Here is a 20513-nt window from a genome sequence, read left to right on the forward strand (position 1 = left end):
TTAATCTGATTATTATTTAACGTTTCCTATGTTTTTTAAATACTCTAGTTCTGCCTGACGTAATTGAACGTATGCCAACACAACATTTGTCTGAGCTTGCTGTAAATCCGTACTCGCTTTGACAAGATCGTTGGAATCAACTGTTCCCTCGTTATATCGAAGTTCCGTTTGTTTGTAGACACTTTGTGAAAGTTTCAGTTGTTCCTGAGCAATCCCAAGTGAATTAACCTGAATTTCGATCTGACGTTTTGCATTTTCAGTCTGCATATGCAATTGCTGGTTCAATAATTCCTCCTGGTTTTCCAGTTTCATATGTGTCACCTTGGTCACCTTTTGCTTGTAATATTTTTCCATCCCGTCGAATAAAGTCCAATCCAGTCGGATTCCTAAAAATGCAGAAGGAATTCCCTGGCGCACTTTATCTTCCGGCTTCATGTTATAGGTATAATTGTAACCTGCATAGAAAGAAAGTGAAGGCAAATAAGCCATGTTGTTCCCTTTTTTCTCCGCTTCATTCATACGGATTTGAGCTCCTACCAACTCCAGTTCAGGATAGTTGATCGTATTTCCATCCACCAGGATCGATTTTTCCACCAAATCATCCGACGCCAATGTGATTTTTTGATCTTCCGGAATTCCAATCAGGATTTTCAATAACATTTCCAATTGGTCCTTATTCGCAAGAAGTGTCTGCTTGGCATTTACCGAATTCAAGCGGTTGATCCGCAACTTATCCACTTCTGTTTGAACAACCATTTTCTGCTTCTCCATCGCCTCCATATTACCGATCAGGCGCTCAATATTTACCAGGTTCGAATCCACAAAATCAATCTGCTTATTAACTGCCTGAAGGTTGAAGAAGGTACTGGCAACCTGCGTTTTGCTGTCGCGTTCAGTGATTCTTTGCTGAATCTCTACCAACTCTTGCTGAATTTTCAAAGCACTAATCCCGTAATTCACTTGCGGATTAAACAGGATCTGTTGCAATTGGACTGTGTTACTAAACACATACGGAACCCCAAACTTTACCGCTTGATACGTTCCCGGAGCTCCTCCGAAAATTTCTGCCGGTAACAACTGGCCCGGGATAATCGCATTATACTTATAATCACCTGTAGCAGTGATTTTCGGATAACGCGCAGTTAAATAGGAGGAAACCTGGCTTTTATTCACTGCTACGTCCAACCGGGAGTTAACAATGGATAAATTGGCCGTATCCGCCATTCTCAAACATGTTTCAAGGTCCAGTACCTGAGCCGAAGCACCGCTTCCAGCTCCTAAAACCACGAGTACACCTAAAAAAACTTTTCTCATATTAAATCGTTGTTTAAATGAAGTGTTTAACTATTTGTTTTTGGGATAAATAAATATCCTATTAGCATTTCCGTAACATATTGTTTTTGGAGCGTTAAACGCTCCTGATATTCCTCTTCCGATAAACTGTTGAGGTATTTCATCAACGGTTTTGCCATGAAGGGATAGTGACAATTGGACATGATCATTAACATCAGGTTCGTCAGGTCGATTTTACGAATAATTCCCTTTTCCTGTGCTTCCAGCAATTCTTCAAAAACTCCCGTACTGGCTATCTTATCAAGTATTCCGGCATGATCAAACTCGCATTTATCTCCTCTTGAAAGTTCGGACAAAATAAAACGCGGAATATCCGGATGCATCGTCAGGAATTCAAACTCCCGTTCGATGAATATCCGCATTTTAGATTCCAAACTCAGATCCTTTCTGAAAACCTCTACCGTTGAAAGCATAAAGTCTTCCATGGCAGTCTCGAAAATAAGTTTAAACAGTTGTTTTTTAGAACAGAAATAGTAGTTTACAAGCGCCACATTCATTCCCGCAGCTTTCGCAATTTCACGGGAGGTACAGCCGTCAAATCCTTTAGCGATAAAGACATGCTTTGCAGCTTCACGGATCTTCTCTTCTGTAGATAGTTCTTTGCTCATATTTTTAAAATCGCGACAAATTTAAACATCATTTTTAAACAACCGTTTAAATTCTTTTGATTTAATTGTCTGAATAATTTAAAACCTCAGTAAAATCAAGCGTTTTAAGTTAAATAAACTATTAAACAGGGCAAATTTCGGTACGGAACGTTTACCATCCCATCAAAAATCGGCGAATGGTAACTACAACACCGTGAATGGTGGAAACAGTTAAATAAGGTGAAAGAAAACGAGTATAGCTTATGTGTTCAAAAGCTTGAATTATTCAAAGATTGAACAGTATTTCCCCGAAATTCCTTGAACTTTTAAACGCTTTGGGCAAGATTACTCCGAAGGCTCATCCAGGAACACGTCGGAACGTTTATTATTGAAATAAAGTGAGATGGCAAAACCTACAAAGATTGATTGTGTAGGAGCTTTTAAATCCTTTTCAGTATATCCTCCCGAAGAAGTAGAACCGATCCTGCTGCCTGTAAATTGATAACCGGTAAAATTATACCCTACGATCCAGCGATAAGCCACTGCTTCATCTGAAGCCAATACAATTGAAAACACCGGTTCTACATAAGCAGCAACCACGTTTTGCTTTCCATAAGCTTTCGTTCCTGAAGTGGTAAACCAATGCTGAGCAATTCCGCCCCGAACACCCAATTCAAGGCCCAAACGCGGTCCCACCCAACTTGTCCAGCCCAATTCCACATCTCCGCCAAGAACATGCATTCCTCCGGTCATGGAATAGACTTTTTGATGATTTGAAACCGAATCATTGCTGACTCCCGGTTCAAAAGGAATCCGGAATTGGTTCACTTTGTAATACATATACTTGGGTCCGAAAGCTACATACCAATGTTTAAAGGGTTTGTATTGAATTTTTGGATGCGCATAAATTAACCCGTTCAGGTAATTCTTGAACATTTTATTTCCCATTCCGGCAGGCAACATCAACTCACCAGTTATATTCCACTTGTCATTTTCAATTTGAGCGTTGGAATAGTTCACTGAATTCAAAATGAACAACAATACCAGAATTTTTTTCATGAATTCCCCATTTTAAGCTTAAATCTACAAAAGTATTTCCACACTTAACACAGAAATTGATCAAACACTGCCGGAAATTGAACATACCTTATACTTTTGTGAAATGATCAAAGGGATTAGCTACATCATTCTTTCCGGAATGGCATTTTTCATTATTAACTTTTTTGTCAAGTTGCTCGGAAATCCGGATAATGAGATCATACCCCATCTTCAAAAATACCCGGCACACGAATTGGTGTTTTTCAGAAGCCTGGTGTCATTTGCAATCAGCGCGGCAATTATTAAATATCGCGGACTTCCGCTTTTGGGAAACAACAGGCGCTGGCTGCTTCTGAGAGGAACTGCAGGAATGCTGGCACTGACTATTTTCTTCTTTACCTTACACAAATTACCTTTAGCGATTGCTTCAACCCTGCAATACCTCTCTCCTATTTTCACCGTATTGATTGCTTCACGCCTGTTCCGGGAACGAGTGAGTAATATCCAGTATTTTAGCAGCCTGATCGCCTTTTCGGGTGTTGTATTCATTGGCTTCAACGGGATAACTGGTGGTTTCAACAGTCAAAAAACGGACCTGTTCTGGATGGGAATGGGAATTCTTTCCGCTGTTCTCTCCGGGGTTGCTTACAACGCCATCTCCAAGTTGAAAGAGACCGAAGAAACCATCAATATCGTGATTTACTTCCCTATGCTTGCTCTTCCTCTGACCGGAATTTGGTGCTTATTTGATTTTACGGTTCCAAGAGGCGTTGAATGGCTTATTTTACTCATCATTGGTGTCTTTACGCAAATAGCTCAAGTTTGTATGACAAGGGCATTCTTATCCGCCAACACAGCCATTATCGCACCTTTTCAATACATCGGTGCAATTTATGCATTAATCTCCGGTTGGTTCGTGTTCAATGAAAAACTGGAAACAGCTTCCATTATCGGCGTTTGCCTCGTCGTTTTCGGAGTGATTTTCGGAACGATCTTTCGCGCCGGAAAAAAACTACGAAAAGATCCGGAATTAGCTCTGGAGCCCGAAACGGAAGTTCTTTCTTAAAATTCGTGAAACTTCCGTAAAACAATCACTTTTATACGTATTTTCGAACCATGTTGTCTACCATACAAAAAGACCAGCTGGCTCAATTCGGCAATTTGGAATTGCTTGCAAAACAGGTCGTAGAGGGATTTATTACCGGAATGCACAAAAGTCCGTTCCATGGATTTTCTGTGGAATTTGCTGAACACCGTTTGTACAATCCCGGGGAATCTACCCGGCACATCGACTGGAAATTGTATGGTCGCTCGGAGAAAATGTTTACCAAGAAATACGAAGAAGAAACCAACCTGCGCTGCCAAATGGTGATCGATGTATCTTCTTCCATGTATTACAGCGGAAAAAACGAACTTTCCAAACTCGAATTTTCGGTTCTTGCCGCAGCATCCTTATCCGAACTGTTAAAAAGACAGCGAGATGCCGTGGGACTTTCCTTATTCCATAATCGCTTGTTTCTGCATACTCCGGCAAAATCTTCCGGCGCTCATCACCGTTTCTTATTACATGAAATGGAAAAACAACTGCACGAATATCAGACAATTGATTCCAAACTTACGGAAACCATTTCCTGCCTGCACGATGTCGCTGAATTATGCCACAAGAGAAGTTTGATCGTTATTTTCACCGATTTATTGGATGATCCTTCCCGGTTGGATGAATTCATGCAGAGCATTCAGCACATGAAACACAACAAACATGAAGTGGTTTTGTTCCACGTCATGGATAAAGCTACGGAAATCGATTTTGAACTTGGGCACAACCCGATCAACCTGATCGATATGGAAACGGGAGAAAAAATGAAATTGCAGCCGGCTGAGATCAAAGAAAAGTACACCACGGAAATCAACCGTTATTTCAACGAAGTAAATCTGAAATGCACCCAGTACAATGTCGACTTTTATGCCATTGACATCAAAGACCCGATACAGGACGTTCTCGTAAAGTATTTATTGAAACGGCAAAAGCTCTATTAATTGAAAATGCAAAAATGGATCATTAATAACCTAATGGACTACTAATTTGGGGTTAGACCCCGTCTCAAATCTTATCCATTTTTCAATTGTCAATTTTCAATTATTCACGGTTGATGCGCTTTATCCAGCAGATCCAGGATGGATTTCACCGGACTGAATGTCTGGCTTGGAATTTCCACAAAAACAGTATTCCACTTCGCCATTGAGCCATTCCAAAGCCCCGGCAATTCAACAAAATGAATCGATTGTCCGTTGTGTGATTTACTTACTTTGAAATAAGCATGTTCATCCTTGTATGCCTGTAGATCGATTTTTGAACCGTCACTGTTTTTTCCCTGGCAAACCATGATCACCGGATTAAAATGGGAAGACTGGATCATTACGCGTACCTGGTCGCTTTTGGGATTAATCTGTGCTTTTTCGACGATCTGTTTGGTGATTTCACCGTTATTCTCCACCCAAAACGGTCCTCCTCCGGGCTGTCCTTCATTTTGGACCATCCCGCAAATCCGAAGCGGACGTTTCAATAATTCCAGTTTTTCCGCTTGTGACAAACTGTTAGCCGATTCATGGAACAGTTGATATTCCTCGTTGAAATCATTCCAGGCTTTTTCCGAAAAATGAGCCTTTAACTTCTCTATTTTACCCTGAACTTCCAGGAATAAGCCCCCAAGCATGCGCTGTGTTTCAATTGCAATTTCGGAGTGGTTGTAATGTTGAATGTTGTCTATGTTCTTAATAAAGATCAAATCGGCATCTACCTGAGCGAAATTTTCCAGCAGGGCTCCGTGTCCCGCCGGCCTGGTCAGCAAATCACCCTCCGGATTAAGGATGGGCTGGTAATTGTCATCAAAAGCAACAGCATTTGTTTCGATATTCTGAACCGAGAAATCCACATCAAACTTTTTAGAAGTCATTCCTTCCAAAAATTCCAATTGACGCTGAATGTATTCCTGGAACTTAGACTGGATCGTAAAATGAAACGAACAGGCATTTTGATTCAATAATTGTCCCTGAACCACGTGTTCCTGGATCGGACACAGTAAAAAAGGCCCGTTTTTATGAAAAGGGATCAACCCTTTCGGAAGATGTGCCAGTCCATAACCTTTGTTATTTAAAATGAAGGATACAAACGCATCCAGGTCCATGCTCCTGTTTCTTAAAGCTCTCTGAATAGCGGTTGGAAATTGATAGAAAAATGCAAAATCTTCAATATGCGTTAAAAAACGCTCCACATACCCGCTGTTGCTTTCATTGGGATTATCCAAAAATTCAAACAAAAAGTGGAACATCCTGGAACCGGAACCCGATGCGGGAATAAACACAGCGATTTTCTTGTCCGACTGATAAAACGAATTGGCCAGACCGGCAATTTTCTCATCGCTCAATGCAATAATCCCTTCCCGAATTCTACAGGCAGAAACCAGGTTTAAAGCCGGTTGTGGAGCCCGCAAGCGTTCCAATTGCAATTCTATTGTAGTTTTTAGCATAAGCATGCTTCCTGTAGCGTTTTTTCGTTTCTTTGCGTCATGCAAAATTCCAAATCAATTTTCGGATTTTTACTCAAGTCCAAAGGACGACATGGCATTCATTCTCCCTTTGTATTCGACTTTGTTGACAATTGTTTAACGACAAAAGTGGATAAAAATTTTCTCACTGCACGAAAAAAGTGGTTACAAAAAGTCAAAAAAAGCACAGAACAATTTAAAATAACCGATTTGGGAGCGGGTTCCAAACAAATGGGAAAAACGCGCTCCGTAGCCGATTTGGCAAAAAATGCAAGCAGCAACGGATTGTATGGAGAAATTTTATGGAGAATCGCACATCACTACAAGCCTATGCTCATGCTGGAGCTGGGTACTTCCATCGGGACCGGATCCATTCATTTGAAAGCGGGAAACCCTTCCGGCCATGTAATTACCGTGGAAGGCTGCGACGCCATTTTATCCCGGGCCTCCCAACAGCTTGACGCCTGGAACCTTTCCGGGATCACCACTATTTGCAGCTCTTTTGACGATTTCGTAAAACTTCCCGGGATCGGCAAATATGATCTGATCTTCCTCGATGGCAATCATTCCGGAAAAGCAACTTTGAAATACATCGATGCCTTATTTGATCAGACACACAGCAATACCGCTTTTATCCTCGATGATATTCGCTGGAGTAAAGACATGTGGGATTCCTGGAAATACCTGGCTTCAGATCCGCGCTTTCATGTTTCCATTGACCTGGGAAGAATGGGCATTCTTTGGAGAAGGGAAGAACAGACAAAAGAGCAGTTTACCATCCGTCCGAAAATCTTCAAGACCAAATTATTTTAAAGCCCCTCAATACGGCTCATTTTCTTGGAAATGAAAACCCATCGTTCATTATATGCCCTGAATGGTATTTTATCTTGTGATCTAATTCAGAGAACGCTTTTTATTGATCCAAACAATTAATACCTTTAAGGGAACTACCAAACATGACAATATGGAAAACTATTCAAACGGAGACGCCTCCAAGTGTCCTTTTACAGGCGCAACAAATGGAAATGGCAAAGATGGAAAGATCATCAGGAACAACAACTGGTGGCCAAACCAATTAAGACTGAATGTACTGCGACAGCATGATTCCAAATCCAACCCACTGGGTACTTCTTTCAATTATACAAAAGCATTCAACAGCCTGGATTTACAAGCTGTAAAAGCGGATCTTCGTCACTTAATGACCGATTCCCAGGATTGGTGGCCTGCAGATTTCGGGCATTACGGACCATTGTTCATTCGCTTAGCATGGCACAGCGCAGGAACTTATCGTATCGGGGATGGACGAGGTGGTGCGGGTTCAGGACAACAACGTTTTGCTCCGCTGAATAGCTGGCCGGATAACGCCAACCTGGATAAAGCACGCAGGCTATTGTGGCCAATCAAACAAAAATATGGTCAGAAATTGTCCTGGGCTGACCTGTTGATTCTTTCCGGGAACGTTGCATTGGAATCCATGGGTTTTAAAACCTTTGGCTTTGCAGGCGGCCGTCCGGATGTTTGGGAACCGGACCAGGATGTTTACTGGGGTTCTGAAAAAACGTGGTTAAGCGATGACGGACGCTATTCCGGAGAACGAAACCTGGAAAATCCCCTGGCAGCAGTTCAAATGGGGTTAATTTACGTAAACCCGGAAGGACCCGGGGGAAATCCGGATCCGATTGCAGCTGCCAAAGATATTCGTGAAACCTTTGCACGTATGGCCATGAATGACGAAGAAACTGTTGCGCTGATTGCCGGAGGACACACTTTTGGAAAAGCACACGGAGCCGGAAGTCCTGATCTGGTAGGACCCGAACCGGAAGGCGCGGGAATCGAAGAACAGGGACTGGGCTGGACAAATAAGTTCGGCACCGGAATGGGAGGTGACACCACAACCGGAGGACCGGAAGTTACCTGGTCGCAAACACCAACAAGGTGGAGCAATCATTTCTTTGAAAATTTATTCGGAAACGAATGGGAATTGACCAAAAGCCCGGCCGGCGCTCATCAATGGGTTGCTAAAAATGCAGACAAAACCATTCCGGACGCTCATGATCCATCTAAAAAACACTTGCCAACGATGCTCACAACCGATCTTTCATTGCGGTTTGATCCTGTTTATGAGAAAATATCCAGACGCTTTTATGAGAACCCCGACCAATTCGCAGATGCTTTTGCCCGCGCCTGGTTCAAACTTACACACCGGGACATGGGGCCGATTGCCCGCTATTTGGGTCCGGAAGTCCCAAAAGAAGAATTGATTTGGCAGGATCCTATTCCAAAAGTCGACCATAAACTCGTTGACGAAAAAGAGGTGAAATCATTGAAAGAAACGATTCTACAATCAGGAATCCCGTTGACGCAATTCATTGCTGCAGCCTGGGCATCTGCTTCCACATTCCGTGGATCAGATAAACGTGGAGGTGCAAACGGTGCACGTATCCGGTTAGCACCTCAAAAATTCTGGGAGGTGAATAATCCGGCTCAACTAACATCAGTACTTGAGAAACTGGAAGAAATTCAACGGAATTTTAATCGCATTCAAACGGATGGTAAAAAGATCTCATTGGCGGACTTAATCGTATTGGCTGGTTGTGCGGGAATAGAAAAGGCAGCAGAAAAAGCCGGACATTCCATAACAGTTCCATTTACCCCGGGACGTATGGATGCTACCCAGGAGCAAACAGATGTAGACTCTTTTTCTGCAATGGAACCATTTGCGGATGGTTTCCGAAACTATCAGAAAGCAAAATCCGTCATTTCTACCGAGGAGCTTTTGGTAGATAAAGCCCAGTTGTTGAATTTAAGCGCCCCGGAAATGACTGTACTGCTTGGTGGAATGCGTGTGCTGGACACTAACTTCAACGGAACGAAACACGGCGTTTTCACCAAACGACCGGGAGCACTGACAAATGATTTCTTCCTGAATTTGCTGGATACAAATACAGCATGGAAAGCAACAGATGATCACCAGGAATTGTTTGCGGGGCGTGACCGCAAAACCGGGGAGTCGAAATGGACGGCCACCCGCGCAGATTTGATCTTTGGATCCAACTCAGAATTAAGGGCACTTGCGGAAGTTTATGGAAGTTCTGATGCCTCGGATAAATTTGTTACTGATTTCGTGGCGGCATGGACCAAAGTGATGAATGCGGATCGATTTGATTTATAAAAAACAGTAGGCGTGCGATTAATCGCACGCCTACTGTTTTAATTGTTTTAAGATTTTTCTACAGATCCCATCGTAATCACATAGCGAAGAATCTTTTCCTGTCCCGCTTCATCAATGTGATGCCCTTCCTTGCTGTTTACTTTTTTAACCATTCGGGGCACAATCTCTTTCCATTCTGATTCAGGCTCAGAAGCCGGCTTTTTCAACTTATGGCATAAATTGCAATTCGATTCAAATAATTGTTTTCCCTGGTACAACTCATCCAGGGTCATTCCCGGGAATTTGGACTGCATTCTGTCAACGTCTCCCTGAGTAGGCATGGCTTCTACTTTCGGCGATGAATTTTTTGCTGTTCCGCAGGCAACCAGGATCACAACCCCAACCATTGCCAATAGACTTTTTTTCTTCATATTATTTTGATAAATGTGTGTTCTTTTCAGGAGATCATTCCAGGCTGTTTTATACGCATCGCCTACCTCAAAAGGACCGAATTGTAAAAAACAAGACAAGTAACGTAATTAATCTCATGGTCTTTGTTTTCGTTCAACCAAATATAATTAAAATCTTCCGTGGTAAATAGCTTATGGATACGAATAAGTGAAATATCATTAACTTTAGATTATGAAAGTCTATACAAAAAAAGGAGATAGCGGAACAACCGGTTTAATTGGAGGAACACGGCTTCCCAAACACCATATTCGCATTGAAAGTTACGGAACTGTTGATGAGTTGAACAGTTACATCGGTTTGCTTCGCGACCTGATCAACGAAGAATCCAAATCAGCTGTTCTGATCGAAATTCAGGACCGCCTGTTCACAATCGGTTCTCATTTAGCAGCCGACCCGGTAAAATCCAAAATGACCCTACCGGAATTATTTGAAAGTGACGTGACCTTTCTGGAAAATCAGATTGACGAAATGGATGCCACCTTGCCTCCGATGAAGTTTTTTGTACTTCCCGGTGGAAATGCGGTTGTTTCCCAATGCCACATCGCCCGGTGTATTTGCAGAAGGGCCGAAAGATTAGTGGCACACCTGAGCGAATCAGAAACGGTAGAACCGATTATCAGTGCCTATATGAACCGATTGAGCGACTACCTGTTTGTCCTTTCCAGAAAACTGGCTCATGAACTAAATGCTAAGGAAACCCCATGGAAACCACGAACAAGCTGATTTTCAAAAAATTAAAAAACTAAAAAAAACTTTTTTTTTAATCCTGTGTAAAACACTTGCATTTTTTTAGAATAAGGTTATTTTTGCGCAAATAAACAACAATATTACTAAGACATGTACTGGACATTAGAACTAGCATCCTACTTAGAAGACGCTCCCTGGCCTGCAACAAAAGACGAGTTAATTGACTATGCAATTAGAGCAGGTGCACCTTTAGAAGTAGTTGAAAATCTGCAAGATTTGGAAGATGAGGGTGACGTATATGAAAGCATTGAAGAAATTTGGCCGGATTACCCGTCTAAAGATGACTTCCTGTTTAATGAAGATGAATACTGATTCATAATGAATTCTTATCCTTACGGATAATAGATAAGGTTCTCATTTCTGAGAACCTTTTTTTGTTTCTAAATTCAACTAAAAAAAACGCTGATTTTCCTTTAGTTATCCATATTAACCAATATTTAACACCGGAAAATTTGGCTATGTTTTAACTCTAAGTTAGTTTTACACCATGAAAAGTTTGCTTATTGGATTTTTTCAGCTCTTGTGTGTCCTCCAGGTTTTTGGTGTGAACCAGCTGAATGCTCATCCTTCAGAACCGGCAAACTCCGCTTTCAATTTTCATTATCATCATTCGGAGCACACTAAATTTATCGTTAAACACCATAAATCAAGTGCCACCATTGATTCCAATTCTTCTATTCCGGTAGAAGATACGGAATTGATTTTTGAAAACATCGAAGAAGAAGCGGAAGACTTTTCTTCCGAAAAACACCTGTATAATAATCTGTTCTTTGCTGGTATCCCGGTAGATCAATCGCTCGATTACCTCTACGGAAATGCCAAAAACAGCGCTATATTCTGTGAACAGTTGTCTTTTATTACAGCAAATAAAAGACATGTCGTTTTTCAAGTTTTCAGAATATAGAATCCGGCGGACAATGATTCATTGTCTCAGCACCCAATTTTCCTTACCGATTGATTTGATGCTAATTAAAACAATCTTATCTTAGGAAAACTATCGCTGGATCGAAACATCCAAAACACAATTTTTTACAACAAAAAAAACAATTCGTTTTAAAAACACGATTATTATGAAGAGAGTTCTCATTCTCATGAGCTTGATTGTTGCAGTATGCAGTACAAGTTGCGGTCCCAAAACCGAAGAAAAGGAAGTGCCAAACAAATTACTGGTGACAAGTCCTTTAATGAAAGACACGACAATCATACAAGATTATGTATGCCAGATACGCGCCATTCAGCATATTGAAATCAGAGCGCTGGAAAAAGGTTACCTGCAAAAGATCTACGTAGATGAAGGGCAATTAGTGAAAAAAGGGCAAATGATGTTCCAGATTATGCCGATGATGTATGAAGCAGAAATGCAAAAAGCACAGGCTGAAGCTGATTTCGCAAAAACAGAATACCTGAATGCCAAATTGTTGGCTGACAGCAATGTGATTTCCAAAAATCAATTAGCTCTTGTGAAAGCAAAATACGATAAAGCAAAAGCTGAATTATCTTTATCACGAGTGCGTTTAGGTTTTACGGAAATCAAAGCACCGTTTGACGGGATTATGGACCGTTTCCAGGTTCGATTGGGAAGTTTGGTTGACGAAGGCGATTTGCTGACAACACTTTCCGACAACAGCCGGTTATGGGTCTATTTTAACGTTCCGGAAGCTCAGTACCTGAACTTCAAAACTGTTTCCCAAAGTGACAACATGAAAAATGTGCGCCTGCTGATGGCAAACAACGAAATCTATGAATATCCGGGAGTTGTAGAAACAATCGAAGCGGATTTCAATAACGAGACCGGTAACATTGCCTTCCGTGCTACTTTCCCGAATCCAAAAAAACTATTGAGACACGGTGAAACAGGAAGTATCCAAATGGTTGTCCCTTTAAAGCACGCTTTGATCATTCCTCAAAAAGCAACGTTCGAAATCTTGGAGAAAAAATATGTTTTTGTTGTGGATAAAGACAACGTGGTGCATTCGAGAGAAATCGTTATTCGTTCTGAAATGCCGGACTTATATGTCTTGAAAAGCGGTGTGAAAACAGATGAACGCATTCTTCTTGAAGGAATCCGCAAAGTAAGAGAGGGAGATAAAATCACTTACAAATACCAGGAACCGAATTCAGTAATTTCCAACCTGAAAGTTTATACGGAGTAACACCCATTTTAATCCGATCAGATTATGTTTAACAAATTCATACATCGACCTGTTTTAGCTATCGTGCTATCATTGGTCATCATCTTCATGGGTGTACTTGCCATCAGTGGATTATCCACTTCACAGTTCCCTGAGATTGCACCACCCACAGTTATTGTACGAGCCTCTTATCCGGGAGCAAGTGCGAAAGTATTGACCGAATCCGTTCTGATTCCGTTGGAACAAGCCGTAAATGGTGTTCCCGGAATGAAATACATGACTTCCGATGCAACGAGTGCCGGGGAAGCGAATATTCAAATCGTGTTCAACTTAGGGACCGATCCCGATCAGGCTCTCGTTCAGGTAAACACCCGCATCGCACAGGTATTGAATCGTTTACCGGTTCTTGTTCAGCGGGAAGGGGTTATCGTAAACCGCATCATGCCAAGTATGTTGATGTACGTCAACTTATACAGTAAGGATCCAAACGCCGATATGAAATTTATTTTCAACGTTGCCGGGGTAAACATGATTCCTGAATTGCAGCGTATCAATGGAATTGGTCAGGCAAGTATCCTGGGAAGCCGCCAGTACGCCATGCGTGTTTGGTTGAAACCGGATCGTATGCGGGCTTACAATGTTTCTGCAGAAGAAGTCCTGGAAGCCTTGAGTTCTCAAAGTGTGATCGGTTCTCCCGGAAGGATCGGACGAAGTGACGGTAAACGTGCAGAAGCGCTGGAATATGTATTGACTTATAAAGGCCGGTTCAACGAAGCAGACGAATACAAAAATGTGATTATACGTTCCAATCCGGATGGAGAGATACTCCGACTGAAAGATGTTGCCAATGTAGAACTCGGTAGTGAGTACTACGATATCTACTCCAACAAGGACGAATATCCTTCTGCGGCGATTGTATTGAAACAAACTTACGGAAGTAATGCGACAGAAGTAATTGGGCGTGTAAAAGAGAAATTGGAAGAATTGAAAAAGACTTCCTTCCCTCCGGGAATGGAATACGAGATCAGTTATGACGTTTCGAACTTCCTGGATGCGTCCGTTGAAAAAGTAATCCACACGTTGGGGGAAGCATTCATCCTTGTGGCATTAGTGGTATTCTTATTTCTAGGCGACTTCCGTTCGACCCTTATTCCAACAATTGCCGTACCGGTCTCCCTGGTCGGGGCATTCATTTTCATGCAAATGTTCGGTTTGACGATCAACCTGATCACTTTATTCGCATTGGTATTGGCAATCGGTATTGTTGTGGATGACGCTATCGTCGTCGTCGAGGCCGTCCATGCCAAGATGGAAGAAGAACACCTCTCCCCTTATCAGGCGGTCAAAAAAGTATTGAAAGAAATCAGCGGAGCCGTAATCGCTATTACCTTATTGATGACCGCCGTATTCGTTCCGGTTGCCTTCATGACTGGTCCGGTAGGGATTTTCTATCGACAGTTCGCGATTACTATGGCAACTTCAATCGTTCTTTCGGGATTAGTAGCGTTGACTTTGACTCCTGTCCTTTGTGCCATGCTATTGAAAAACAATCACGGAAAACCAAGACGGAGAACACCTATCAATCGTTTCCTGGATTGGTTCAATCGCGGATTTGAAAAACTGACCGGAAGATATGTCGGGCTTTTAAATAAGATCGTAAACAGAAGACTCATTACTGCTGTTATCCTGATTGCATTTGGTATTGGAATCTTCGGATTGAGTGAAAAATTACCTTCCGGTTTCATCCCGAGTGAAGACCAGGGAATGATTTATGCAATTATTCAGACACCTCCGGGATCAACCCTGGAAAGAACCAACGATATTGCACGGAAACTTCAGGCAATTGCCGAGAAAGTAGAAGGAATCAAATCCGTTTCTGCTTTGGCCGGTTACGAGGTATTAACAGAAGGTCGGGGTTCCAATGCAGGGACCTGTTTGATCAACCTCGAACCATGGGAAGAACGAAAGCACAATGTACAGGAAATTATTTACGAACTGGAAGAGAAAGCTAAAGTCATTCCGGGTGCGACGATTGAGTTTTTCGACCCTCCGGCAGTTCCCGGTTATGGTGCTGCAGGTGGTTTCACCCTTCAATTGTTGGACAAGACCAACACGGGAGACTACAAGGAACTGGAGCGCGTAAACACGGAATTCATGAATACCTTACGCAAACGGAAAGAGATTACCGGTTTGTTTACCTTCTATAGTGCGAACTATCCGCAATACGAACTTCAGATCAATAACGATCTGGCCATGCAAAAAGGAGTTTCCATCGGAAATGCGATGAATACACTCTCCATTTTGATTGGTAGTACTTACGAGCTTGGTTTCATTAAGTATCAGCGCTTCTTTAAAGTATTCGTTCAGGCATCGCCGGAATACCGTAGATTACCTGAAGATATCATGAAGTTATATGTGAAGAATGACCGTGGCGAAATGGTTCCGTTCTCCTCCTTCATGAAGATCGTGAAATCTCAGGGAGCGAATGAGATCAACCGTTACAACATGTATACAACAGCATCCATTCGTGGTTCTGCGGCAAAAGGATACAGTTCGGGTGAAGCTATTAAAGCTGCACAGGAAGTTGCCAAATCGACCTTGCCGAGAGGTTACGACATCGACTGGGGAGGACTTTCCAAAGATGAAGTAATGCGTGGAAATGAAGCATTATATATTTTCATTGTCGTATTGATCTTCGTATACTTTGTATTGGCAGCTCAATATGAAAGTTTCATCATTCCACTGGCAGTAATTTTCTCACTCCCTGCCGGAGTATTCGGATCATTCTTCCTGTTGCAAATAATGGGACTGGAGAATAACATTTACGCACAGGTCGGATTAGTCATGCTTGTCGGGCTCCTTGGAAAGAATGCCGTTTTGATCGTGGAATTTGCCATGCAGAAACATCACGATGGTGCAACGGTACTGGCAGCGGCTATTGAAGGTGCAAAAGTACGTTTCCGTCCGATCCTGATGACTTCCTTTGCATTCATTGCCGGATTGCTGCCGCTTGTTGTGGCAACCGGTCCGGGAGCTATCGGAAACAGGACAATCGGCGCCTGTGCACTCGGAGGAATGCTTTTCGGAACTATTTTCGGAGTAATCATTATTCCGGGTCTGTACTATATTTTCGGTACGCTTGCAGAAGGTCGCAGACTGATCAAAAACGAAGACGACAGTTCTCTGACAGAAGACTTCGTTCATGCAATAGACAATTTCCCAACAACAGATGAAACTGAAGACAATGCGCACTAAAAATAACATCGGGATTTGGGTCATATCAGCCTCCATGGCATTGACCATTACAGCTTGCAAGAGCTTGAAAATGAATCCCAAGATAGAAAACAAATACACCCCGGAAGCTTATCAAAGTTCGAAGGATTCCACCAATTCGGCAGACATCAAATGGAAAACTTTTTTCCATGACCAATACCTGGTTGCACTGATTGATACGGCCCTGAAAAACAATCAGGAGTTGAACATCACCATCCAGGAGATCGCAGTTGCCCAATCAGAGGTCAGAGCAAGAAAAGGGGAATTTTTACCTTCTGCGGGAGTGAAAGTTGGGGCCGGGGTAGAAAAGGTCGGTGAATATACCCGTAACGGGGCAGTTGAAAAAAACTTGCCGATCCGGGACGGAAAAGCCTTCCCTGATCCGCTCGGTGACCTGCAATTAGGTCTGAATGCGTCCTGGGAAGTCGATATCTGGCGCAAATTGCGCAACGCAAGAGACGCTGCATCTTCCCGTTACCTGGGAACCATCGAAGGGAAAAATTTCATGGTGACCAACCTGGTGGCCGAGATTTCCGAATCCTACTATGAGTTGATGGCGCTCGACAACAAGCTGGAGATTTTAAAGCAAAACTTAGAAATCCAGAAAAATGCGCTTGAAATCGTGAAACTTCAGAAAATCGCGGGTGAAGTAACTGAATTAGCTGTGAAAAAGTTTGAGGCCGAAGTTTACAAAAACCAAAGTCATTTATTCTACCTGCAACAGCAAATTATCGAAGCAGAAAATCGCATCAACTACCTGGTTGGACGTTTCCCTCAGCCTGTATTACGCAATTCGGCTACATTCCAGCAAATGGTGCCGGATACCATTTACAATGGGATTCCTTCTCAATTGCTGCAGAACCGTCCGGATATTCGTCAGGCTGAATTGGACCTGGCTGCATCCAAACTGGATATCAAAGTGGCGAGAGCAAACTTCTACCCTTCCCTGCGCATTACTGCAGGAGTTGGTTACCAGGCATTCAATGTCAAGTATCTGATCACGTCACCACAATCCCTGCTGTATAATATCGCAGGCGACCTGGTAGCTCCGTTGATCAACAGGAATGCTCTAAAAGCAAAATACGCTTCGGCAAATGCAAAACAAATTCAAGCTGTATACAAGTATGAACAAACGATCCTGAATGCGTACATTGAAGTAACCAATCGGGTGACCAAGGTTCAAAACCTGAAAAACAGTTATGAACTGAAGCAGAAACAAGTCGATGCCATGAATCAGTCTATTACAATATCGACGAATCTCTTCAAATCTGCCAAAGCAGATTACATGGAAGTCTTAATGACACAACGCGATGCAATTGAAGCGAAATTCGACCTGATTGAGATCAAACAGGAACAGCTTTCAAACATGGTCAGTGTTTACCAGGCATTGGGAGGTGGTTGGAGGTAATCTGACAATGTGAAAAATAATTTACGAAAAAGCATCAGTTTGTGACTGGTGCTTTTTTTATTCCCCCTTCTTGTCGTATTAAGAGGATATAAAAAGGAATCCGCTTCTGGTAAAAGATTCGCTGACAACTTTGAATGCATTTTAGAACTATTTCGGATAAAAAACTCCTTTATTAATCAATTTCATTACCTTTGTATCACAACAATAAGAGCAATGTTTTCAAAAACCTGTGAATACGGAATAAAAGCAACGCTGCACATCGCGTATCAATCTCAGCTGAATAACCGGATCAGCTTAAAGGATATTGCAAAAGCAATAGATTCACCTGAAGCTTTCACAGCCAAAATTTTACAAATTCTTTCCAAAAACGGAATCCTGAAATCAACGAAGGGTCCGACAGGAGGATTTGAGATCGAAAAAGAAAACAGGGAAATGATCAAATTGAGCGATATCGTCTTCGCTATAGACGGAAATGAACTCTACAAAGGATGTGGTCTTGGTCTGAAAGAATGTAACAGCTTAAAACCATGTCCCCTGCACGATAAATTTATGAGCATCCGGGATGATTTGAAACAAATGCTCGAAACAACAAGCATTGAAGAACTTGCAAACGGATTAAACAGTGGTTTATCTTTTCTGAAACGTTGAAAAAAAATTAAATCAATAAAAGATAAAAAGGTCTTAATATCTTATAAATTATTAAAAACAACTGATATGAAAGCTTCTGAAACTTCAAAAACCAATTTGAATTGGTTTCAAAAACAAATTGCAAGTTTTGAAAGATCCCGGTTCGGGGCAATGGCAGCTTTATTGACTGCTCAAAGCTGTTTTGGTTCCGTTGCGGCTATGTACTCACTCAAAACCCAAAGCTATGTACTCCTGGCAATTTGTGCCAACATTACCATGGCTTCAAATGGTGCATTTATCGCCCAGGTTTCCGCTAAATGGTGCCTGATCCTCTTCTATTTAAGCGTAATCCTCAACCTGGGAATTCTAATCATCAACTTCTTTATCCGATGAAATCAGCACAAAAACACGACATCCTGGAACTCGAAGACATTCAATTGCTCGTTGATTCCTTCTATTCCAAAGTAAGGGAAAATAAACTCTTGAATCCCATTTTTCTTGACAAAATCAGTGACGAACAATGGCCTGCACACCTGGATAAGATGTACCGGTTCTGGCAAACGCTTTTACTCGGGGAAATTACTTATCAGGGCAATCCGCTCATGCATCATCTCCAATTAGCACTTACTGATGAACATTTCGAGGAATGGCTCCGGCTGTTCCGTGAAACCACGAATCAGCACTTCACAGGAGAAAAAGCAGCTGAAGCAACTAGGCGGGCTGAAAAGATCAGGTGGGTCTTCCAAACAAAGATTAAGCAGTTCGGATTAGGCAATTAATAATCACTCATTAAACAACGACTTATGGACCAAAAAACCATTCTTGAAAAATTAGAAGAAAAATATGTAGAGCAGGGAGAAAACCCGGAAACATACCTAAAAGGACTGTTTTACAGCAAACCTCTATCCTATTGGGACTATATAGAGGTAGAAACCCTTAATTCTCTTCAAAAACCGAGGACAAATTTCAAAGACGAAGAGATTTTCATCATGTATCACCAGGTTACCGAACTGTTTTTTAAAATGATGATCCATGAACTCAAGCAGATGATTCATGAAGATTTGCCCGAAAAAAACCTCCTGGATAAATTGAATCGGTTGATTAAGTATGCCGAGATCCTCATCAACTCATTTGATGTCATGAAACACGGAATGGATTACGATAATTACAACCAGTTCCGTAGTTCCTTAACTCCGGCAAGTGGTTTCCAATCTTTCCAGTTCAGAGCAATCGAGCTTTATTGCACACGCATCGGAAACCTGCTATCCGAAAAAAACGGGTCCATCGCTCCTGAAATCAATGAAGCAGTTTTTGAGCGGTTGTATTGGAAACAGGCTGGTAAAAAACCGGGAGCAAACAGGAAATCTCAAACTCTTTTGCTCTTTGAAGAAAAATACCAGGAAGACCTGATCTTGCTTGCCCGAAAAGTTCAGGGAAAAACCCTCGAAGAAAAATTACTTGCAATTCCTGATCCGTCCGATGCACTGGTTCATGCAGCAAAACAATTTGATTTTTTATACAATTTCAAATGGCCGAATGTGCATTTAGAGACCGCTGCACATTACCTGGACAGTAAAGGAGAAAACCAGGCCGCTACGGGAGGAAGCGAATGGAAAAAGTATCTAAACCCGATCTTTCAGCAGCGCCGTTTTTTTCCGTCTTTCTGGAAAAATGATTCGATGGAAAACTGGAAAACCAAGGAGCAGATCAACAGATGATTAAGGAGGAAAACTGGAACGCTCAATTGGCGCAATTAACATTGGAACATCAAAACAGCTTGCTGGTATGCTGGAAGATTCGTACCGGTATCCGAAAAGGGATTGAGCTTTCACGTATCAAAGCGTACCTGGATTGGTTTTTTGAAACTCAATTCCTGCCGCATCTCCAAAAAGAAGAGCAATTGATGATCCGTATCCTGGGAGAATCTGACCAGATGGTTACCAAATCACTCGCCCAGCACAGGCGATTGAAACGATTATTTTTAAAGGAAACGGAGTTAATAAAACAATTGAATTCGATTGAAGAAGAGCTGGAAACAAACATCCGGTTTGAAGAAAACAAGGTGTTTAAAGAATTGAAAAGAAATCCGGACCTTTTCTCCCCGGATTTGGTTTATTACGAGGATGAATGGGAGTCAATCCCCGAAGAATGGGAAGACAAGTTCTGGAAGTAGCCTGACCT

General features: G+C 42.0%; 20 protein-coding genes. 15 read left to right on the forward strand and 5 right to left on the reverse strand.

Annotated features, from left to right (window positions below; translation table 11 throughout):
* Positions 1-12 precede the first annotated feature (12 nt).
* The 3 genes from FO442_RS12560 to FO442_RS12570 form a co-directional block, all read right to left on the reverse strand.
* A complete protein-coding gene (locus FO442_RS12560) occupies positions 13-1314 on the reverse strand; it encodes a TolC family protein (protein ID WP_144333551.1) in 1302 nt (433 codons plus the stop codon).
* Between the two features lie 26 nt (positions 1315-1340).
* Positions 1341-1961, reverse strand: a complete 621-nt coding sequence (locus FO442_RS12565; RefSeq protein ID WP_144333552.1) for a TetR/AcrR family transcriptional regulator — start codon at positions 1959-1961, stop codon at positions 1341-1343.
* Between the two features lie 324 nt (positions 1962-2285).
* Entirely contained in the window at positions 2286-2999 is a 714-nt protein-coding gene (locus FO442_RS12570) for a hypothetical protein (protein ID WP_144333553.1), read from the reverse strand.
* Positions 3000-3102: 103 nt separating this feature from the next.
* Here FO442_RS12570 and FO442_RS12575 point away from each other — a divergent pair, with 103 nt between their 5' ends.
* A complete protein-coding gene (locus FO442_RS12575; RefSeq protein WP_144333554.1) occupies positions 3103-4044 on the forward strand; it encodes a DMT family transporter in 942 nt (313 codons plus the stop codon).
* 50 nt (positions 4045-4094) lie between these two features.
* Positions 4095-5015: a DUF58 domain-containing protein gene (locus FO442_RS12580; RefSeq protein ID WP_342777665.1), complete on the forward strand. Its 921-nt coding sequence runs from the start codon at positions 4095-4097 to the stop codon at positions 5013-5015.
* 104 nt (positions 5016-5119) lie between these two features.
* Here FO442_RS12580 and FO442_RS12585 read toward each other — a convergent pair whose 3' ends face one another.
* Positions 5120-6511, reverse strand: a complete 1392-nt coding sequence (locus FO442_RS12585; protein WP_144333555.1) for a DUF4301 family protein — start codon at positions 6509-6511, stop codon at positions 5120-5122.
* Positions 6512-6652: 141 nt separating this feature from the next.
* Here FO442_RS12585 and FO442_RS12590 point away from each other — a divergent pair, with 141 nt between their 5' ends.
* Both FO442_RS12590 and katG read left to right on the forward strand, forming a co-directional pair.
* Positions 6653-7336, forward strand: coding sequence for an O-methyltransferase (locus FO442_RS12590; RefSeq protein WP_186280101.1), 684 nt, complete (start codon positions 6653-6655; stop codon positions 7334-7336).
* A 151-nt stretch (positions 7337-7487) separates the two neighbouring features.
* Complete coding sequence (katG, locus tag FO442_RS12595) at positions 7488-9695, forward strand: catalase/peroxidase HPI (protein ID WP_144333557.1); 2208 nt, start codon at positions 7488-7490, stop codon at positions 9693-9695.
* 47 nt (positions 9696-9742) lie between these two features.
* Here the strand turns inward: katG and FO442_RS12600 are convergent, their stop codons facing one another.
* Positions 9743-10204 (reverse strand): hypothetical protein, encoded by a 462-nt coding sequence (locus tag FO442_RS12600; RefSeq protein ID WP_144333558.1) that lies wholly within the window; start codon positions 10202-10204, stop codon positions 9743-9745.
* Positions 10205-10316: 112 nt separating this feature from the next.
* On the opposite strand from FO442_RS12600, the gene FO442_RS12605 reads away from it, so the two are divergent.
* The 11 genes from FO442_RS12605 (at position 10317) to FO442_RS12655 (ending at position 20505) form a co-directional block, all read left to right on the forward strand.
* Positions 10317-10868 (forward strand): cob(I)yrinic acid a,c-diamide adenosyltransferase, encoded by a 552-nt coding sequence (locus FO442_RS12605; protein WP_144333559.1) that lies wholly within the window; start codon positions 10317-10319, stop codon positions 10866-10868.
* Positions 10869-10982: 114 nt separating this feature from the next.
* Positions 10983-11204, forward strand: a complete 222-nt coding sequence (locus FO442_RS12610) for a DUF2795 domain-containing protein (RefSeq protein WP_124745056.1) — start codon at positions 10983-10985, stop codon at positions 11202-11204.
* 175 nt (positions 11205-11379) lie between these two features.
* Positions 11380-11796, forward strand: a complete 417-nt coding sequence (locus FO442_RS12615; protein WP_144333560.1) for a hypothetical protein — start codon at positions 11380-11382, stop codon at positions 11794-11796.
* A 166-nt stretch (positions 11797-11962) separates the two neighbouring features.
* The gene (locus tag FO442_RS12620) at positions 11963-13045 is read left to right on the forward strand and encodes an efflux RND transporter periplasmic adaptor subunit (protein WP_144333561.1); all 1083 of its coding nucleotides are present in this window, start codon (positions 11963-11965) and stop codon (positions 13043-13045) included.
* Positions 13046-13069: 24 nt separating this feature from the next.
* Complete coding sequence (locus tag FO442_RS12625; protein WP_144333562.1) at positions 13070-16279, forward strand: efflux RND transporter permease subunit; 3210 nt, start codon at positions 13070-13072, stop codon at positions 16277-16279.
* Positions 16269-17705, forward strand: a complete 1437-nt coding sequence (locus FO442_RS12630; protein WP_144333563.1) for a TolC family protein — start codon at positions 16269-16271, stop codon at positions 17703-17705. The genes FO442_RS12625 and FO442_RS12630 overlap by 11 nt, the downstream gene beginning before the upstream one ends.
* Before the next feature lie 213 nt (positions 17706-17918).
* Entirely contained in the window at positions 17919-18353 is a 435-nt protein-coding gene (locus FO442_RS12635; protein WP_144333564.1) for an RrF2 family transcriptional regulator, read from the forward strand.
* A 66-nt stretch (positions 18354-18419) separates the two neighbouring features.
* Positions 18420-18725 carry a hypothetical protein gene (locus FO442_RS12640; protein ID WP_144333565.1) on the forward strand — a complete coding sequence of 102 codons (306 nt, stop codon included), beginning with the start codon at positions 18420-18422 and terminating at the stop codon, positions 18723-18725.
* Positions 18722-19111 carry a group III truncated hemoglobin gene (locus FO442_RS12645; protein ID WP_144333566.1) on the forward strand — a complete coding sequence of 130 codons (390 nt, stop codon included), beginning with the start codon at positions 18722-18724 and terminating at the stop codon, positions 19109-19111. The genes FO442_RS12640 and FO442_RS12645 overlap by 4 nt, the downstream gene beginning before the upstream one ends.
* A gap of 24 nt (positions 19112-19135) precedes the next feature.
* A complete protein-coding gene (locus FO442_RS12650; RefSeq protein ID WP_144333567.1) occupies positions 19136-20050 on the forward strand; it encodes a tryptophan 2,3-dioxygenase family protein in 915 nt (304 codons plus the stop codon).
* Positions 20047-20505: a hemerythrin domain-containing protein gene (locus tag FO442_RS12655; RefSeq protein WP_144333568.1), complete on the forward strand. Its 459-nt coding sequence runs from the start codon at positions 20047-20049 to the stop codon at positions 20503-20505. Before FO442_RS12650 ends, FO442_RS12655 begins: the two co-directional genes overlap by 4 nt.
* The last annotated feature ends 8 nt before the right edge of the window (positions 20506-20513 follow it).

Source organism: Fluviicola chungangensis (genome assembly GCF_007558725.1).
In the GTDB taxonomy this organism is placed as follows: Bacteria; Bacteroidota; Bacteroidia; order Flavobacteriales_D; family Crocinitomicaceae; genus Fluviicola; species Fluviicola chungangensis.

What these genes read in the sequence shown, in the direction of transcription:
- FO442_RS12650 (WP_144333567.1), top strand. Translation starts at nt 19,136, where the DNA reads ATGGACCAAAAAACCATTCTTGAAAAATTAGAAGAAAAATATGTAGAG.
- FO442_RS12655 (WP_144333568.1), top strand. Translation starts at nt 20,047, where the DNA reads ATGATTAAGGAGGAAAACTGGAACGCTCAATTGGCGCAATTAACATTG.
- katG (WP_144333557.1), top strand. Translation starts at nt 7,488, where the DNA reads ATGGAAAACTATTCAAACGGAGACGCCTCCAAGTGTCCTTTTACAGGC.
- FO442_RS12615 (WP_144333560.1), top strand. Translation starts at nt 11,380, where the DNA reads ATGAAAAGTTTGCTTATTGGATTTTTTCAGCTCTTGTGTGTCCTCCAG.
- FO442_RS12580 (WP_342777665.1), top strand. Translation starts at nt 4,095, where the DNA reads ATGTTGTCTACCATACAAAAAGACCAGCTGGCTCAATTCGGCAATTTG.
- FO442_RS12585 (WP_144333555.1), bottom strand. Translation starts at nt 6,511, where the DNA reads ATGCTTATGCTAAAAACTACAATAGAATTGCAATTGGAACGCTTGCGG.
- FO442_RS12570 (WP_144333553.1), bottom strand. Translation starts at nt 2,999, where the DNA reads ATGAAAAAAATTCTGGTATTGTTGTTCATTTTGAATTCAGTGAACTAT.
- FO442_RS12565 (WP_144333552.1), bottom strand. Translation starts at nt 1,961, where the DNA reads ATGAGCAAAGAACTATCTACAGAAGAGAAGATCCGTGAAGCTGCAAAG.
- FO442_RS12630 (WP_144333563.1), top strand. Translation starts at nt 16,269, where the DNA reads ATGCGCACTAAAAATAACATCGGGATTTGGGTCATATCAGCCTCCATG.
- FO442_RS12625 (WP_144333562.1), top strand. Translation starts at nt 13,070, where the DNA reads ATGTTTAACAAATTCATACATCGACCTGTTTTAGCTATCGTGCTATCA.
- FO442_RS12645 (WP_144333566.1), top strand. Translation starts at nt 18,722, where the DNA reads ATGAAATCAGCACAAAAACACGACATCCTGGAACTCGAAGACATTCAA.
- FO442_RS12620 (WP_144333561.1), top strand. Translation starts at nt 11,963, where the DNA reads ATGAAGAGAGTTCTCATTCTCATGAGCTTGATTGTTGCAGTATGCAGT.
- FO442_RS12610 (WP_124745056.1), top strand. Translation starts at nt 10,983, where the DNA reads ATGTACTGGACATTAGAACTAGCATCCTACTTAGAAGACGCTCCCTGG.
- FO442_RS12605 (WP_144333559.1), top strand. Translation starts at nt 10,317, where the DNA reads ATGAAAGTCTATACAAAAAAAGGAGATAGCGGAACAACCGGTTTAATT.
- FO442_RS12640 (WP_144333565.1), top strand. Translation starts at nt 18,420, where the DNA reads ATGAAAGCTTCTGAAACTTCAAAAACCAATTTGAATTGGTTTCAAAAA.
- FO442_RS12575 (WP_144333554.1), top strand. Translation starts at nt 3,103, where the DNA reads ATGATCAAAGGGATTAGCTACATCATTCTTTCCGGAATGGCATTTTTC.
- FO442_RS12560 (WP_144333551.1), bottom strand. Translation starts at nt 1,314, where the DNA reads ATGAGAAAAGTTTTTTTAGGTGTACTCGTGGTTTTAGGAGCTGGAAGC.
- FO442_RS12635 (WP_144333564.1), top strand. Translation starts at nt 17,919, where the DNA reads ATGTTTTCAAAAACCTGTGAATACGGAATAAAAGCAACGCTGCACATC.